The sequence below is a fragment of the [Empedobacter] haloabium genome (genome assembly GCA_008011715.2).
Taxonomy (GTDB): Bacteria; Pseudomonadota; Gammaproteobacteria; order Burkholderiales; family Burkholderiaceae_D; genus Rugamonas; species Rugamonas haloabia.
Genome location: CP136508.1, coordinates 4554259 through 4569698, shown reverse-complemented (window position 1 = coordinate 4569698; position 15440 = coordinate 4554259). Strand labels below are relative to the sequence as shown.

Sequence of the window (15440 nt, the reverse complement as noted above, 5' to 3'; positions counted from 1 at the left end):
GTCACCACGGGTTTAAGCCGCGACCTCACGACCGCAGCACCAGCAACGCCCGGAAGTCGTTGACGTTCGTCAGCGTCGGACCCGTGATGACGCTATCCCCAAGCGCCTGGAAAAACCCATGCCCGTCGTTGTCGGCCAGGCTGTCCTGCGGCTTGATGCCCGCGGCCCAGGCGCGCGCCAGCGTATCGGGCGCGATCACCGCACCCGCGATTTCCTCCTGCCCGTCCACGCCATCCGTATCGGCGGCAAGCCCGTACACGCCCGGCGTGCCGCGCAGCGCCAGCGCGCACGCCAGCAGGAACTCCACGTTGCGTCCGCCGCGGCCCTGGCCGCGCACCGTGACGGTGGTTTCGCCGCCGGACAGCAGCACGCACGGCGGCGCGAACGGCTCCCCGCGCGCGGCCGCCTGCAGCGCGATGCCGGCCATGACCTTGCCCACGTCGCGCGCTTCGCCTTCGATGCTGTCGCCCAGGACGTATGGCGTGACGCCGGCGTCGCGCGCCACCTGCGCCGCCGCTTCCAGCGCCATCCGGGGCGTGGCGATCAGGTGTGCCTCGGCGTGCGCAAGGCGCGGGTCGGCCGGCTTGACGGATTCGCCGCGACCGCCCGTCAGCACGTCCAGCACGTGTGCCGGCAGCTCGATGCCGTAGCGGCGCACGACGTCCAGCGCGTCCGCGCAGGTGGTGGGATCGGCCACGGTCGGGCCGGAGGCGATGTCCATGGGATCGTCGCCCGGCACATCTGATATGAGCAGCGTGACGACGCGCGCCGGATGGCAGGCCGCCGCCAGCCGGCCGCCCTTGATGGCCGACAGGTGGCGGCGCACGCAGTTCATCTCGGCGATGGTGGCGCCGGATTTAAGCAGCATGGCATTGACGTGCTGCTTGTCGGCCAGCGTGATGCCATCTTGCGGCAGCGGCAGCAGGGCCGAGCCGCCGCCGGAGATCAGGCACAGCACGGTGTCGTCCGGCGTCAGGTCCTGCACCAGCGCCAGCATGCGGCGCGCCGCGTCCAGCCCGGCCTGGTCCGGCACCGGGTGTGCCGCCTCCACGATCGCGATGCGTTCGCATGGCACCGCGTAGCCGTAGCGCGTCACTACCAGGCCCTCGAGCGGGCCAGGCCAGTTCCGTTCGACGGCGCGCGCCATCTCGGCCGAGGCCTTGCCGGCGCCGATGACGAGCAGTCTGCCTTTCGGTACGTCAGGCAGCGCGGCGGGAATGCACAGGGCGGGTTGGGCGGCGGCGATGGCCGCGTCGAGCATACGGCGCAGCAGGGCGCGCGCATCGATGTCCAGGGTCGTAGTCATGGGGCGACGATAGCATTCATGGGCCCGCCAGGCCAGTGCCGGGCGTTTTGTAGTAAGCCGTTCCGCTTCCCTACAAAGCCATCCTCTGTTACCCTTGCTGCAATTTTTGCATGCGCATCACGTTGCATGTCCGACCATGCGCGTGCCCCACCGGTTTTTGTCTACCTTGGAGAAGTGTTATGAGTGCTATCGTTGATATTATCGGCCGCGAGGTGATCGACTCGCGCGGCAATCCGACCGTGGAATGCGACGTGCTGCTGGAATCGGGCGTGATGGGCCGTGCCGCGGTGCCGTCGGGCGCGTCGACCGGTTCGCGCGAAGCCATCGAGCTGCGCGACGGCGATCCGAAGCGCTACTTCGGCAAGGGCGTGCTGCAGGCCTGCGAGAACATCAACACGGAAATCTCGGAAGCGATCATGGGCCTGGACGCCAATGAGCAAGCCTTCCTGGATCGCACCCTGATCGACCTGGACGGCACCGAGAACAAGTCGCGCCTGGGCGCCAATGCGATGCTGGCCGTGTCGATGGCCGTCGCCAAGGCCGCCGCGGAAGAAGCCGGCCTGCCGCTGTACCGCTATTTCGGCGGTTCGGGTTCGATGCAGATGCCGGTGCCGATGATGAACGTCATCAACGGCGGCGCACACGCCGACAACAACCTGGACATCCAGGAATTCATGATCATCCCCGTCGGCGCGCCGACGTTCAAGGAAGCGATCCGCTACGGCGCCGAAGTGTTCCACACGCTGAAGAAGATCCTGCACAAGAAAGGCCTGAGCACGGCCGTTGGCGACGAAGGCGGCTTCGCCCCGTCGCTGGCGAACCACGAAGACGCCATCAAGCTGATCATCCAGGCCATCGAGGAAGCCGGCTACGAGCCGGGCACGCAGGTTGCCATCGGCCTGGACTGCGCCGCGTCCGAGTTCTACAAGAACGGCAAGTACGAGCTGGAAGGCGAAGGCCTGTCGCTGTCGGCGGCCGACTTCACCAACCTGCTGTCGACCTGGTGCGACAAGTACCCGATCATCTCGATCGAGGACGCGATGCACGAAGGCGATTGGGAAGGCTGGGCCACCCTGACGGCAGCGCTGGGCAAGAAGGTGCAGCTGGTGGGCGACGACCTGTTCGTCACCAACACCAAGATCCTGAAGGAAGGCATCCAGAAAGGCATCGCCAACTCCATCCTGATCAAGATCAACCAGATCGGCACGCTGACGGAAACGTTCGCCGCCATCGAGATGGCCAAGCGCGCCGGCTACACGGCCGTGATCTCGCACCGCTCGGGCGAAACGGAAGACTCGACGATCGCCGACATCGCCGTCGGCCTGAACGCGCTGCAGATCAAGACGGGCTCGATGTCCCGCTCGGATCGCATGGCGAAATACAACCAGCTGCTGCGTATCGAGGAAGATCTCGGTGATATCGCCAGCTACCCGGGGCGCGAAGCGTTCTATAATCTGAAGTAATAGAACCTTTCCGCAACTTCTTGTTCCGGCCGGTACGAACTACCGGCCGGTTTTCCTTTTATGCGTCTGATTACCCTTGCCCTGGCGGTACTGCTGCTGTTGATTCAATATCCATTGTGGCTGGGCAAGGGCGGGTGGCTGCGCGTGGCGGACCTGGAACAGCAGGTCGAGGCGGCGCACCAGAAGAACGACAGCCTGAAGAGCCGCAACGCCAAGCTCGATTCCGAAGTGCGCGACCTGAAGGACGGCACCGGCGCCGTCGAGGAACGGGCCCGCTTCGAGCTGTCGATGATCAAGCAGAACGAGATCTACGTGCAGATCCTGCGCAAGGGCCAGGACATGCCGGGCGATGGCGCCACGCCGGCGCCGCCGCCCCCGCCCGACAAGGCCAAGGACGCCAAGCCGCACTGATCCTCTTCGGAAAAACCGGTGACAGTCACAAATGGCGCTAAGTTAAGGATGTAAGACTCACAGGGCCGCAGGCGGATCCCTCAACCCCAGGCCCAAAACCGGGGTCAGACCCGCCGGGCCTGACCCCAGCTCTCCGCTGTCGGGTGCGAAGCCGTCTGCGGCAGGCTAATAACATTCCTTAACTTGGCGGCACGCTGACGGCTGGTACTGGGCCGCAACGATCCCGGCTTTGCCTACAACGGCCCACTGGCGGGGCTGGTCGCCGTCTGTGCCGGCTCCGACCTGATGCATCCGCTGGTTGCGCTCGTCACGGGCGGTGTCGCCGGCGCCATCTTTGTCGTCATGTTTAGACCGCTGGAAGATCGACGACGTGCTGGGCGTCTGGCCGCTGCACGGCCTGTGCGGCGCCTGGGGCGGCCTTGCCGCGGGCATTTTTGGCACGCATGCGCTGGGTGGACTGTCGATCCACAAGATCAGCGCCACGCCGGAGCGTCAAACAATCTGATTGCAAATGAGAATCATTCGTATTAATATGGCAGTCTAGCGCCAGCAACGTGACTGTCGGGCAGCCTCGTCCGGGTTCAGAGCCAGCATTGTCCTGACCCTTACCCTGGAACGTTATGGTTGCAAACTTCCCCCGCCGGTGCCGCATGGCGGCGCTGCTGTCCTGCGCGCTGGCGCCCCTGGCGCAAGCCGAATCTCCCGCCGCCGAGCCACTCGACACGGTCGTCATTCAAGGCCACCGCCTCGAGGAGCCCGGCACTGGCACCGTGCTGACACCGGCCGAACTGGTCCGGCGCGGCGTCACCGACATGCAGAACATGGCGCGCTACGCGCCGCTGGTCAGCGTGCCGGGCGCCGCCAGCGGCAGCGGCAACGTGTGGGACGGCGCCGGCAATACCGGCTTCAATATTCGTGGAATCGAAGGCAATCGCGTCAGCCTGGACCTGGACGGCATCGCGCTGCCCGACGCGGCGCCGAAGCCGGATGGCATGACCTTGAACGGCTTCGGCGTGGGCCGCGACTACTTCGATCCGGAAACCTTCCGCAGCGTCGAGATCAGCTCCGGCACCACGGCCGCCAAGGCCGGCACGCCGGGCCTGGGCGGTGCCGTTGCTTTCGCGACCAAGGCGCCGGAGGACTATGTCAGCGCGGCCCGGCCGGTCTACGCCGACTACAAGTTCGGCCACGACGGCGCCAGCGATATGCGCATGCATGCGCTGACCGGCGCGCTGCACAGCGGCGGCGTGCAAGCCCTGGCGGTGCTGGTGCACCGCGACGGCAGCGCGTTGGAGGCCAATGGCAGCGTGCCCGTCAACCCGGACGACTGGGATTCGGACGCGCTGCTGGCCAAGCTGGCCTGGACCCCATGGCAGGGCCACCGCTTCGTCGCCACCATCGATGCCTACCGCGCCCGTCACCGCCGCGAGTTCGACAACAAGCAGGGCGCATCCTACCCGGACGGCGCCACGCAGGACTCGCGCACCCGGCGCGATCGCGCCAGCATCGAGCACCGCTTCAGCGGCACCACGCCCTGGTTCGATACGCTGGAGAGCCGCCTGTACGTACAGCGCGCCGAGGTGGCCGACGCCACGCATGCCAGCTACGTGACCGGCAACCGGCCCTACGTGCGCGACATCGCCACCGGCTTCGAAAACGACAGCGCCGGCTTGGCCAGCACGGCCGTCAAGGCCTTCGGTGCGCACCAGCTGACCTATGGGCTGAGCGCCGAGACGGTCGATACGCGCCGCCCGTGGCGCGAGGACCGTACGGTCGTGGCGACGGGTGCGCACCAGGTCACGAACAAGAACCGCATGGCCGATACGGACACGCGCAAGTTCGCCGCCTTCGCCCGCGGCGAGCTGGCGCTGGGCGCCATCACCGTCACGCCGGGCCTGCGCTGGGACTACCGCCAGCTCGAGCCAAGGAACCTGTCGGCCTATGCCAGCGCGGTGCCGGGCGCCGCGGCCGAACTGCGCAAGGAAAGCGACGGCTACCTCACGCCCAGCCTGGCGCTTGCCTATGCGCTGCGTCCGGAGCTGACGGCCTATGCGCAGTACAGCCGCGGCACGCGGCTGCCGACGGCGGCCGAGCGCACCGGTACCTACGACTCGTTCAGCTACACGGGCGCCGGCAACGGCTATGCGGTGCTGGGCAACGCCAACCTGAAGAAGGAAACCAGCAACGCGTTCGAAGTGGGCCTGAAGGGTCGCGCCAGCCGTGCCCTCACGTTCAGCGCGGCGCTGTTCCACACCCGTTACGACAACCTGATCGAATACGCCGCGCAACCGCCCGATCCCGTCAACTACCCCACCATCACGTTCGGCCTGTACCGGCCCGAGAACGTGGGCGAGGCCCGCACCTGGGGCGCGGAGGCGTCCGCGCGCGTCGACGTCGGCCAGCTCGCGGCGGCACTGCAGGGCACCAGCCTGGCGCTGGCGACGGGCGTCCAGCACAGCAAGGCACGCAACGGCACGACGGGCGAGGAAAGCGAACTGGCCTCGACGCTGCCGCGCAAGACCAGCGCCACACTGGCGTGGGACGATCCCGGCAAGCGCGGCGGCGCTTCCGTCGCGCTGGTCCACGTGGCGGCCAAGCAGGCCAGGGCGGACGTGATCGGCGGTGCCAGCACGGCGCGCTTCGCCGTGCCGTCCGCCACCGTGATCGACCTGGCGGGCTACTGGAACGTCGGCCGCAATGCGGAACTGACGGCGGGCCTGTACAACGTCGCCGACAAACAATACTGGGACTACACGGCGGCACGTGGCCTGGCCGCCGGCACCACGGCCGCCGCACGCGCCGACATCGAGCGCATGGCCCGGCCGGGCCGCTATGCCGCCGTCACCTTCAAACTGATCTACTAAGGAGCCATGATGAACCCTCAACGACGACTGCTGCTGGCGCTGGCCGGCACCCTGGCCATCGGCAGCACGCAGGCGGCCACCCTGGCCGAGCGCTGGACCGCGCTGCGCAAGGAGCAGCCCACGCTGCAGGCGCGCGACGCCGCGCGTGCGCTCGGCACATCGGAGGCCGAGCTGCTGGCGACAAACCTCGGCAGCACCGTGACGCGGCTGCGCGACACGGACCATGCGCCGCGCGAGATCATGCGCCGCGCGCTCGACCTGGGCCGCGTGATGGCGCTGACCCGCAATGAACATGCCGTCATCGAGACCACCGGCATCGCCAGCCGCATTGCCCAGGCCAAGCAGGGCGACGGCGGCGCGCAGGATGCCGAGCGGGCCGCCCGCGAACTGAACATCGCCGGCGGCTACCTGGGCGGTCCGATCGACCTGCGTTTCCAGTTCCCGCGCTGGAAATACGCGTTCGCCGTGGTGCAGCCGGGCCGCGACGGTGCCACCAGCCGCAGCCTGCAGTTCTTCGATGCGAGCGGCGGCGCGATCCACAAGGTCTACCTGAAGGACGATGCGGCCATCCCCGTGTTCGACAAGCTGGTGGCCGAGTTCCGCCATCCGCGCCAGGATGAGCGCATGGCGATCGCGCCGGCCGCGCCAAAGCCCGCGCCGAAGCCGGACAGCGCCGTCGACGTCAAGGAATTCCAGCTGGCCTGGCAGGAGATGGGGGACGTGCACCAGTTCAACCGCATCGTCAGCGAGTTCGGCATGACGCGCGAACAGGCCTTGCGGCTCGCGCCTGCCGGTGCGGTGCGCCGCGTCGCGCCGCAGGCCGTGCGCCAACTGCTGGAGCAGGCGGCGCGCCAGCAGGTCGCCATCATGGCGTTCGTCGGCAACGGCGCGGTCACGCAGATCTACAGCGGTCGGATCGGCAAGGTGGCGGCGGGCGGCGGCTGGTTCAACGTGCTGGACCCGGACTTCAACCTGCACCTGCGCGACAGCGCGCTGCGCAGCGGCTACGTGCTGCAGCGCGCCGGCGTCACGTCCGTCGAATTCTTCGACGAAGGAGGCGATCTGGTGGTGTCGTTCTTCGGCGTGCGCGAGCGCGGCAAGCCGCAACCGCAGGGGTGGACCGAGCTGGCGGCCGCCTTGCCGGGGGCTTGATTCTCCTCGATGCCAGTGGCAATCACAGCCCGGGCTGCTTGCGCCGATGGCTCCTTTGAGTTAGCCTGAGTGCTCAAAGGAGCGAGCCATGACTGCTACCGACAACGCAAGGGCGGAACGCCGCCACTATCCCCGTCCCGGCCAGCCGGATTTCCTGCAGCTGTACCAGGAGAGCGCGCAATACCGCATCGAACTGATCCGTGAAGGAGTGCCGGCGCGTGAAGTCGGCGAGCTGTCCGCGCTGCTGGCGATGTCGAAGGAGAGCCTGCTCGATGCGCTGGGCATTGCGCGCGCCACGCTGAGCCGCAAGGTGCGCGAGAACCTGCCGCTGGCGCCGGACGAATCCGAGCGCGTGCTGGGTGTGCAGGCCCTGATCGGGCAGGTGCAGGCGATGGTGGCGGAGGCGGAAGCACCGGAAGACTTCGATGCCGCCGCGTGGATGTCGCGCTGGCTGACCACGCCGCTGGCCGCGCTGGGCGGCGCCACGCCGGCCAGCTACCTCGACACCGTGGAAGGCCAGAAATACATCGCCAACCTGCTCGCGATGGCGCAGAGCGGAGCCTATGCATGACACGCACGCTGTGGCGCATCGCGGCGGTGACGCCGCGGTACACTGCCGAGGATTTGTCCGGCAAGGGCGCCGAGAGCACGGGCGGGCGCTGGAACGCGGCCGGCACGCCGCTCGTCTACACGTCATCGAATATCGCGCTGGCGTCGCTGGAAACGCTGGCCCGCCTGGGCCTGGAAGGCGTGCCGCTGAATCGCTACCTGGTACGCATCGACGTGCCGGACGACGTCTACGCCGCCCGCACCGTGCTGGCGCCACCGCCCGGCTGGGACGCGCAGCCATATGGCCTGCCCAGCGTGCAGGCCGGGCAGGCGTGGTGCCGGGCCGGCGCGACGGCGCTGCTGGAAGTGCCTTCCGTGCTGGTGCCGGAAGAATCGAATGTGCTGATCAACCCCCGTCACCCGGACAGCGCGCGCCTGCGCGCCACGGTGCTGCGCAAGTGGCTGGTCGCTCCAGGCGTCAGCCGGGGATGAGCTTGTCCCGCTTGAGCCGCTCGAACAGGTCGAAGAACGCATCCGGCGTGGCCTGGTAGTCGAGGAAGCCGGCCTTGCGGCTTTTCGTCATGTCCGTGATGACTTCCATCGGCCGGCCCAGGTCCGCGTCCGTGTGCCACCACGAGGCCAGCTTTGTCACGTCGTCCTGCGCTAGGTCGTGCTGCTGCGCAATCTCGCGCCACAGCCGCGGCGCGTCGTCCATGCGTGACTCCAGCGGGCTGATTTGCGCTGGCAGCGGCGCCGCCTCGATGCCGAAGTAGGCCGCCAGTTTTGGCCACAGCCACTGCCAGCGGAACATGTCGCCGTTGACGACGTTGAAGTCCTCGTCGCGGCCCGCCTCGCTGGTCGAAGCCCATTGCAGGTGGCGCGCCAGCAGGCGCGCATCCGTCACGTCCACCAGGCCTTCCCACTGCTGGCGGCTGCCCGGGAAGACGAACGGCTGGCCCGTGTGCTTGCACAGGCTGGCGTAGACGGCCAGCGTCTGCCCCATGTTCATCGCATTGCCGACGGCGTAGCCGACGATGGTGTGTGGCCGGTGCACGCTCCAGCTGAAGCCATATTCCGCCGCCGCCTCGAACAGCCGGTCCTCCTGCTCGTAATAGAAGTTGGGTACGTCCTGCCGGCCCTGCTCCTCGCGGAACGGCGTGATCGGCACGGCGCCCTGGCCATAGGCCTCGAACGGACCCAGGTAGTGCTTCAGGCCCGTGACGAGCGCCACGTGGCGCACGGTGCCGGCCGGCCCGACGGCGGCCAGCACGTTCGCTACCATGGCGCCGTTGACCTTGATGTTTTCCTCCTCGCTGGCCTGGCGCGACCACGCCGTGATGTACACGTGCGTGGCGTCCACGCCGGCCAGCGCCGCGTCGAGCGCCTGACGCGAGGTCAGGTCGGCGCTGATCTGGCGCACGCCGGGAACGGTCGCGGTACGGCCGCGCGAGACGCCTGCCACGCTCCAGCCTTGCGCCAACAGCCGCTCGGCCAGCGCGCTGCCGACCACGCCGCTGCTGCCGATGATGAGTGCCTTGTTCGTCATGCTTGCTCCTACTGTGATCAAAGCGTGACTTTACAGGGCATCGGCAAACCCTGTCGGACGCCCCGTCAGCCGTCCACCGCCTTGCGCCCCAGCGCCGGATCGTCGGTAAAGAACCCATCCAGCCCAAGCTGCAGGTAGCGCCGGATTTCCGCCACCGAACCGGCCTCGTTGCGCGCATGCTCGCCGGCGCCGTCGCGGAAGTCCGCCGCCAGGAAGCGGTTCTCGGGCCGGAACGTCCACGTCTCCAGCCGCAGGCCGGCCGCGCGCACGTGCGCCGCCACGGCGGTGGGCGCATCGAGCCTGCCATCGCTCTTCAACGGAATCAGCGCGCGGGTGGGCGGCGCGAACGTGTCCGCGTAGGCCGCCACGTCGCGCAGGCCGCGCGGAGTCGCCATCTCGCCGTAGGTCAGCTTGCCGCCGGTCGCCGCCACGTCGCTGGGCCGCGTCGCACCCACGCCGACCAGCTGCATCAGGCGCAGGTTGGCGCGGCGTCCCAGCTTGTCGCGCAGATAGCGCAGGTTGGCCACCTCGAACGACTGGATCTCGACCGGGGCGCGGCGGGTGTACTCGTGCGCCGCCAGGGTGGCGATGAAGCGGTCCTCCAGCGCCAGGCGGGCGGCGGCGAAATACGTCGAGCTTTTCAGCTCCGGCACGAGGCCGATCAGGCGCCCGGTCGTGGCCGACTGCGCGGCGACGAAGTCGATCACCTCCTCGAACGTCACCACCTGGAACATGCCGTCGTACTGCGCGCTGCCCGGGCGCGACTGCGGAATGCGTTCCAGCGCGCGCAAGGTCTTCAGCTCGGCCAGCGTGAAGTCGTCGACGAACCAGCCGGTATGGGTCTCGCCGTCGAAGGTCTTCCTCGTGCGGCGCGACGTGAATTCGGGCCGCCTGGCCACGTCGGTGGTTTCCGTCAGGTCGGCTTCGTGGCGGGCCACCAGCACGCCATCCCTGGTGCAGACCAGGTCCGGCTCGATATAGTCGGCACCGTCGGCGATGGCTTTCGAATAGGCCGCCAGCGTATGCTCCGGCCGCAGCGCCGAGGCGCCGCGGTGCGCGAACACCAGTGGTTTGGTGCGGGCCTCGGCCGCGCGCGCGCCCGGCAGCAGCAGCGCGGCGGCGCTTGCCGCGGTGCCGGCCGCGGTGGCGATGAAGCCGCGCCGCGACAGGTGGCGGGTGATCGGCGCCGCCATCACAGGTCCGCCATCACGGTCAGGAACACCTGGCGCGGCGGGATCGGGAACGTGTTGTACGTCTTGTCGGCCGCGCCCACCACGACGTTCAGGCTGCCCTTGCGATCGGCCAGGTTCGTGACCGTGGCGCGGTAGCGCGGGTTCTTCACCCAGCGGTCCAGGAACGGCAGCTTGCAGCCGACGGCCAGGTTCATCAGGAAGTAGCTGGGCACGGACAGGTCGTTGGTATAGGTGGCGTAGCGCTTGCCCACGTACTCGCCCTGCAGCGAGACCTCGGTCGGCCCGAAGTTCAGCGTAGCGACGAACTTGTCCATCCATTCCGGGCTGCCGGGCACGTTCTTGCCGCTGGTCGGCACCGTCGTCGCGCCGTTCAGGTAGTTGTCGTCGTAGCGCGAGCGGTTGTACGACAAGGCGTTGTACAGCGAAAAGCGGCGGCCGAAGTGCAGGGTGCCGGAGAGGTCGACGCCATCGGTCTTGACGCTGCCCACGTTGGCCAGCACCGGATTGCCGCCGATGATGGAGGAGATCACCGGGGTCGGGCTGATCGTCAGCAAGCGGTTCTTGAAGTTGACGTGGTAGACGCTGACCTGGCCATCGAGGCCCGTGACGACACCCTCGAAGTTGCGGCTGCCGCGCAGGCCGGCCTCGAACGTGACGGAGGTTTCCGGCTTGGCTTCCTTGGCGAACAGGTCGAACGCCTGCTGGCTGGCCAGGCTCCATGGCGACGCGCCACCGCCGCCGTAGGTGACGAACTGGCGCATGTTCTTCTGCAGGTTGACGAATACCTGGTCGCGCGCCGACAGGTCCCAACGCGCACCCAGCTGCGGCAGGAACCACTTCTTCGTGTCGATGTCGCCGACCGGCAGTGCTTTCGAGCCGCCCGCGATCGCGCCCAGCTTCGGCTGCACGGGGAAGTCGCCGTGGGCGAACTGCAGGCTCGATTTGAAGCCGGCCTGCAGCACCACGTCGGGCCGCACCTGCCATTCGTCCTGCAGGTGCAGTTGCACCACCTTGTTCCTGATCTCGCTGCCGTACTGCGTGATCAGCGGATTGGACGGGCGGTCGTACGGCGAGCTGGGGTTGTTGACGTCCAGCGCATACCAGCGCCGGTAGGCCTGCGACTCGTTATGCTCGAACCAGACGCCACCCTGCACCTTGTGCTCGCCCAGTTCCGCGCGCAGGATCGACTGCACGCCGGCGCGGTTGATCTGGTACTCCGTGGTGCGGGTGGCGTAGCCGGAATTGCCGAACACCTGCTTCAGGTTCTGGTTCGGGTAATACACGCTGAACAGCGCCGGCAGGCCGGCCACCCCGATCGGGCCGGCCACGACGCCGACGCCATTGTCGTAGTGGTAGTAGACCTGGTTCATCCACGTCACGGTATCCGACAGGTTCCACTCGTAGCGCGCGTAACCGAGCCAGTCCTCGCGCTGCGCGTCGCTGTAATAGTTGCGGTAGTTGTTGCCGTCGGCTGCCGGCGTCGCGCCGGTCGGCGACAGGTAGGCCAGCGCCGTGGCGAAGTCCGGGTAGGTGAACGGGCGGGTGTACGGGGCACTGGTCTCGCCGGCCACGTGCACGGTGCTGTCCTCGTTCGGCTCGATCTTGTCGCTGTAGTTCAGGAAGAGCGTCAGCTTGCCGGCGGCATGGTCGTTGACGAACTTGGCGTTCACCTGGTTGCCACCCTGGCGGCCCTCGAAGTCCCATGCATGCGCCTCGTGGTGCAGCGCCGAGATGTAGGCGCGGCTGTCGCCGAACTTGCCGGTATCGTAGCGCAGGAACGTGCGCGAGGTCTGGTGGCTGCCCACGGTCTGCTGCAGGGCGACGTTGCGGCTGGCCAGCGGGTCGCTGGAGAACGTCTCGATGGTGCCACCGAGGTTGCTGGTCGAGGCGGTGGCCAGGTCGCCGGCACCGGAGGACAGCACGACGCCGCGCACGTTTTCGGAAATGACCGCGCGCTGCGGCGACAGGCCGTTGTAGTTGCCGTATTGCTGGTCGCCCAGCGGCACGCCGTCCATCGTGTAGCCCAGCTGCTGGCCGGAGAAACCATGCACCGTCAGCGACAGGTTCTGTTCGTTGTTGCCCCAAGGGTCGGCGGTCTGGAAGTTCACGCCGGGCAGTGTCTGCAGTGCCTTCAGCGGGTTAATGCCGGGCAGGATTTTCTGGATCTCGTCCTGCTTCAGCGCGACGGAGGAGCGGGTGCGGCGCGTGGCGATTTCCACCGTGGCGATCGGGCCGACGGCCGCCGCTTCGGCGGCGTCGGCTGCGGGCGTCATGTCGGCGACGGCCGCCGCCACGTTGTCCGCCAGTGCCAGCGGGGTCAGGGCCAGGGCCGCGCACGTCGCCGCCACCTTCAAGTTCGTTTTCATCTCAGTCCATGCAAGGTAAAAACGCGCAGGGTAGCGGGCCGATATGACGGCATGATGACGAAATGATATCTGGCAAGCGGCGCAGTTGCCGGAAATATCGTCACCGATGCGGTACGAAGCGCTACAAATCTTCGAAAAATCCCCTCAGTTTGGCCAACAATCGATCTATACCATGCACGTCGTTGGTTGTGCTTTGCACGACAACCAGGCCAGGACGAAGGCGTATTCGTCCACCTCTTTCCAGTATCAACCGAAACCAGGGAACGACATGAATACACCAGCAGTACATGACAAGCACGACAACGTACGCACGCTTCATTGCGCCACCGCATCGCAACGCCCGGCCACGGCCGGCGGCCTTTCCTTCCAGCTCGAACTCGGCAACCGCTCCCTGGTCTTCAAACCGGTCGGCCCGGCCGACCCGCTCTACGCCGCCGCCGTCGAGCTGGCGCGCACCGTCTACCGGCGCGCCTATGGCGCGACGATCGCGCCGCGTCCGCACCGCTTCATCGTCTGCGTCGACCTGGCCACCGGTGCGCCCATCGCGTGTGCCGGCCTGTCCTTCGGCGGCCGCGCGCCGCTGTTCTCCGAACACTACCTGGACCAGCCGCTGGAACGCGCACTGGCCGGCGTGTTCCAGCGCGAGGTGGCGCGCCGCGACGTCGCCGAGGTGACGGCGCTGGCCACGCTCGAACCCACCATCGGCACGGAGCTGATGCGCGCGTTGCCGCTGATCTGCTGGTACCTGGGCCTGCGCGCCGTGCTGTGCACCGTCACCACCAAGCTGCAGCGCAGCTTCGAGACGATGAAGCTGTCGTTCCATCCGATCGCGGCGGCCGATCCGGCGCGCCTGCCGGCAGTGCCGGGCGTGCACTGGGGCACCTATTACGACACCCGGCCGATGACGGGCGTGATCCGTGTCGACGCGCTGGGCGAGTTCTTCGACACCGTCAGCTGCCGCTACAACCAGCACCTGCTGGCCGATGAAGCACCCGCGTTCGAGCAGATCGAGGAGGTCGCGGCATGACGCGCTTCATCGACACCATCCGCGCCACGATGCGCGAGCACGCCGGGGCCACGGCGATCGTCCAGCTGGCCGGTGGCGTGGCATCGGAGCGGGTCGTCAGCTACGGCATGCTGGAACGCGCCTGCGATGCACTCGCGGCGGCACTGACGCAGCGTTGTGCGCCAGGTGCCACGGTCGGGCTGGTGGCGGCCAACTCGGTCGCGTGGATCGAGGCCGACCTGGCCCTGCTGGCGGGCGGCTTTGTCGAGGTGCCGGTGCCGCTGGCGTTCAGCGCCGAGCAGGCCGCCCACCTGCTGTCCGCGTGCAGCGCGGTGCTGACCGACGACGAAGGCCAACGCCGCTTCGAACAATGGCGTGCGGCCGCACCGCAGGCGTTCCAGGACATGCCGTGCTTGTCCATCGGCGCTCTGGCCGCGGGCGACGCGGCCGCCAGCGCGGCACCCGGGCCGCAAGACCGTGTCTGCAAGGTGATCCACACCTCCGGCACCACCAGCGCGCCGAAGGGCGTGCGGATCCGCGCCCATGGGCTCGATGCGCTGCTGGCATCGCTGTGGCAGCACGCCACGGTGGCGGACTATGCGCGCTACCTGAACCTGGTGCCGTTCAGCCTCCTGATCGAGCAGGTGACGGCGCTGTACATGCCGTTCATGGCCGGCGGCACCGTGGTGCTGCCGCCTACCGGCGAGAAACCGTTGGGCGATCCGGGCGCGGTGGCGGCGGACAAGCTGGCGCTGCTGCGGCGTGCCCAGCCCACCGCGGTGACCTTGCCGCCGTCGCTGGTGGAGGCGCTGGCCAATGCGGCCGATGGCCTGCCGGCGCTGGACACCGAGGCGTTGTGCGAGGCGCTGTTCGGTCGCGCGACGGCACCGCTGATCGCCGCCGGTGGCGCACCGGTGGCCGCCGCCACGATCGAACGGCTGGCGCGGCGCGGTATCGTCGTGCTGCAGGGGTATGGCCTGAGCGAGAACAGCTCGGTGGTGTCGTGGAACACCCGCGCCGCCAATCGCATCGGCACCGTCGGCAAGCCGCTGGCCCACGTGGCCTGCAAGCTGGGGCCGGACGGCGAGCTGGGCGTGCGCAGCGCGTCGCTGTTCGCCGGCTACAGCGGCAGCGATCCCAGCGCCTGCCATACCGATGCCGACGGCTGGCTGTGGACCGGCGACCTGGCCGCGATCGACGCCGACGGCTACATCACGATCATCGGCCGCAAGAAGAACCTGATCATCACGGCGCACGGCCGCAACGTGTCGCCGGAACCGGCCGAGGCGTCCTATCGCAGCGTGCCGGGCGTGGCGGACATCGTGCTGCTGGGCGAAGGGCAGGAGACGCTGTCGGCGTTCGTGCTGACGGCGCCCGGCGTCGACCACGGCGTGCTGCGCGGCGCGCTGGAACGGCACGGCGAACGCTGGCTGTCCGGCGTCGAACGGGCCAGCGATTTCGTCTTCGAAGCGGACGCGCCGGCGCTGCGCGCCAGCCTGTTCACCGTCACGGGCCGGCCACGCCGGCCGGAAGTGGAACGCTACGTACGCGCCCGGGCCGCTTGAAGACCACGTCTCATCAACA

12 protein-coding genes and 1 pseudogene are annotated in these 15440 nt (G+C 68.2%); 9 read left to right on the top strand and 4 right to left on the bottom strand.

The window, feature by feature from the left end; translation table 11 throughout:
* Window positions 1–25 precede the first annotated feature (25 nt).
* Window positions 26–1306, bottom strand: coding sequence for a glycerate kinase (locus E7V67_020005; protein ID WUR11966.1), 1281 nt, complete (start codon window positions 1304–1306; stop codon window positions 26–28).
* A gap of 179 nt (window positions 1307–1485) precedes the next feature.
* Between E7V67_020005 and eno the strand changes: the two genes are divergently transcribed.
* The 7 genes and pseudogenes from eno to E7V67_019970 all read left to right on the top strand — a co-directional run bounded on the left by eno (window position 1486) and on the right by E7V67_019970 (window position 8237).
* On the top strand, window positions 1486–2769 hold the full coding sequence (gene eno, locus E7V67_020000) for a phosphopyruvate hydratase (GenBank protein WUR11965.1): 1284 nt from the start codon (window positions 1486–1488) through the stop codon (window positions 2767–2769).
* A 60-nt stretch (window positions 2770–2829) separates the two neighbouring features.
* Window positions 2830–3180, top strand: a complete 351-nt coding sequence (gene ftsB, locus E7V67_019995; protein WUR11964.1) for a cell division protein FtsB — start codon at window positions 2830–2832, stop codon at window positions 3178–3180.
* Window positions 3181–3381: 201 nt separating this feature from the next.
* Window positions 3382–3685: pseudogene (locus tag E7V67_019990) on the top strand (hypothetical protein).
* Window positions 3686–3830: 145 nt separating this feature from the next.
* A complete protein-coding gene (locus E7V67_019985; GenBank protein WUR11963.1) occupies window positions 3831–6044 on the top strand; it encodes a TonB-dependent receptor in 2214 nt (737 codons plus the stop codon).
* A 6-nt stretch (window positions 6045–6050) separates the two neighbouring features.
* Complete coding sequence (locus E7V67_019980; GenBank protein WUR11962.1) at window positions 6051–7196, top strand: ChuX/HutX family heme-like substrate-binding protein; 1146 nt, start codon at window positions 6051–6053, stop codon at window positions 7194–7196.
* 88 nt (window positions 7197–7284) lie between these two features.
* Entirely contained in the window at window positions 7285–7767 is a 483-nt protein-coding gene (locus E7V67_019975; GenBank protein WUR11961.1) for an antitoxin Xre-like helix-turn-helix domain-containing protein, read from the top strand.
* Window positions 7764–8237, top strand: coding sequence for an RES family NAD+ phosphorylase (locus E7V67_019970; protein ID WUR11960.1), 474 nt, complete (start codon window positions 7764–7766; stop codon window positions 8235–8237). The genes E7V67_019975 and E7V67_019970 overlap by 4 nt, the downstream gene beginning before the upstream one ends.
* Here the strand turns inward: E7V67_019970 and E7V67_019965 are convergent.
* The 3 genes from E7V67_019965 to E7V67_019955 form a co-directional block, all read right to left on the bottom strand.
* Window positions 8224–9291: an SDR family oxidoreductase gene (locus E7V67_019965; protein WUR11959.1), complete on the bottom strand. Its 1068-nt coding sequence runs from the start codon at window positions 9289–9291 to the stop codon at window positions 8224–8226. The two genes, E7V67_019970 and E7V67_019965, sit on opposite strands and share 14 nt — an antisense overlap.
* Before the next feature lie 65 nt (window positions 9292–9356).
* Window positions 9357–10484 carry a glycerophosphodiester phosphodiesterase family protein gene (locus tag E7V67_019960; GenBank protein ID WUR11958.1) on the bottom strand — a complete coding sequence of 376 codons (1128 nt, stop codon included), beginning with the start codon at window positions 10482–10484 and terminating at the stop codon, window positions 9357–9359.
* Window positions 10484–12850, bottom strand: coding sequence for a TonB-dependent receptor plug domain-containing protein (locus E7V67_019955; GenBank protein WUR11957.1), 2367 nt, complete (start codon window positions 12848–12850; stop codon window positions 10484–10486). The genes E7V67_019960 and E7V67_019955 overlap by 1 nt, the downstream gene beginning before the upstream one ends.
* A gap of 268 nt (window positions 12851–13118) precedes the next feature.
* Here E7V67_019955 and E7V67_019950 point away from each other — a divergent pair, with 268 nt between their 5' ends.
* Window positions 13119–13877: a thermostable hemolysin gene (locus E7V67_019950; GenBank protein WUR11956.1), complete on the top strand. Its 759-nt coding sequence runs from the start codon at window positions 13119–13121 to the stop codon at window positions 13875–13877.
* The gene (locus tag E7V67_019945) at window positions 13874–15421 is read left to right on the top strand and encodes an AMP-binding protein (protein WUR11955.1); all 1548 of its coding nucleotides are present in this window, start codon (window positions 13874–13876) and stop codon (window positions 15419–15421) included. The genes E7V67_019950 and E7V67_019945 overlap by 4 nt, the downstream gene beginning before the upstream one ends.
* Window positions 15422–15440 lie beyond the last annotated feature (19 nt).

What these genes read in the sequence shown, in the direction of transcription:
- E7V67_019975 (WUR11961.1), top strand. Translation starts at nt 7,285, where the DNA reads ATGACTGCTACCGACAACGCAAGGGCGGAACGCCGCCACTATCCCCGT.
- E7V67_019950 (WUR11956.1), top strand. Translation starts at nt 13,119, where the DNA reads ATGAATACACCAGCAGTACATGACAAGCACGACAACGTACGCACGCTT.
- E7V67_019965 (WUR11959.1), bottom strand. Translation starts at nt 9,291, where the DNA reads ATGACGAACAAGGCACTCATCATCGGCAGCAGCGGCGTGGTCGGCAGC.
- E7V67_019955 (WUR11957.1), bottom strand. Translation starts at nt 12,850, where the DNA reads ATGAAAACGAACTTGAAGGTGGCGGCGACGTGCGCGGCCCTGGCCCTG.
- E7V67_019960 (WUR11958.1), bottom strand. Translation starts at nt 10,484, where the DNA reads ATGGCGGCGCCGATCACCCGCCACCTGTCGCGGCGCGGCTTCATCGCC.
- E7V67_019980 (WUR11962.1), top strand. Translation starts at nt 6,051, where the DNA reads ATGATGAACCCTCAACGACGACTGCTGCTGGCGCTGGCCGGCACCCTG.
- E7V67_019945 (WUR11955.1), top strand. Translation starts at nt 13,874, where the DNA reads ATGACGCGCTTCATCGACACCATCCGCGCCACGATGCGCGAGCACGCC.
- ftsB (WUR11964.1), top strand. Translation starts at nt 2,830, where the DNA reads ATGCGTCTGATTACCCTTGCCCTGGCGGTACTGCTGCTGTTGATTCAA.
- E7V67_019970 (WUR11960.1), top strand. Translation starts at nt 7,764, where the DNA reads ATGACACGCACGCTGTGGCGCATCGCGGCGGTGACGCCGCGGTACACT.
- E7V67_020005 (WUR11966.1), bottom strand. Translation starts at nt 1,306, where the DNA reads ATGACTACGACCCTGGACATCGATGCGCGCGCCCTGCTGCGCCGTATG.
- eno (WUR11965.1), top strand. Translation starts at nt 1,486, where the DNA reads ATGAGTGCTATCGTTGATATTATCGGCCGCGAGGTGATCGACTCGCGC.
- E7V67_019985 (WUR11963.1), top strand. Translation starts at nt 3,831, where the DNA reads ATGGCGGCGCTGCTGTCCTGCGCGCTGGCGCCCCTGGCGCAAGCCGAA.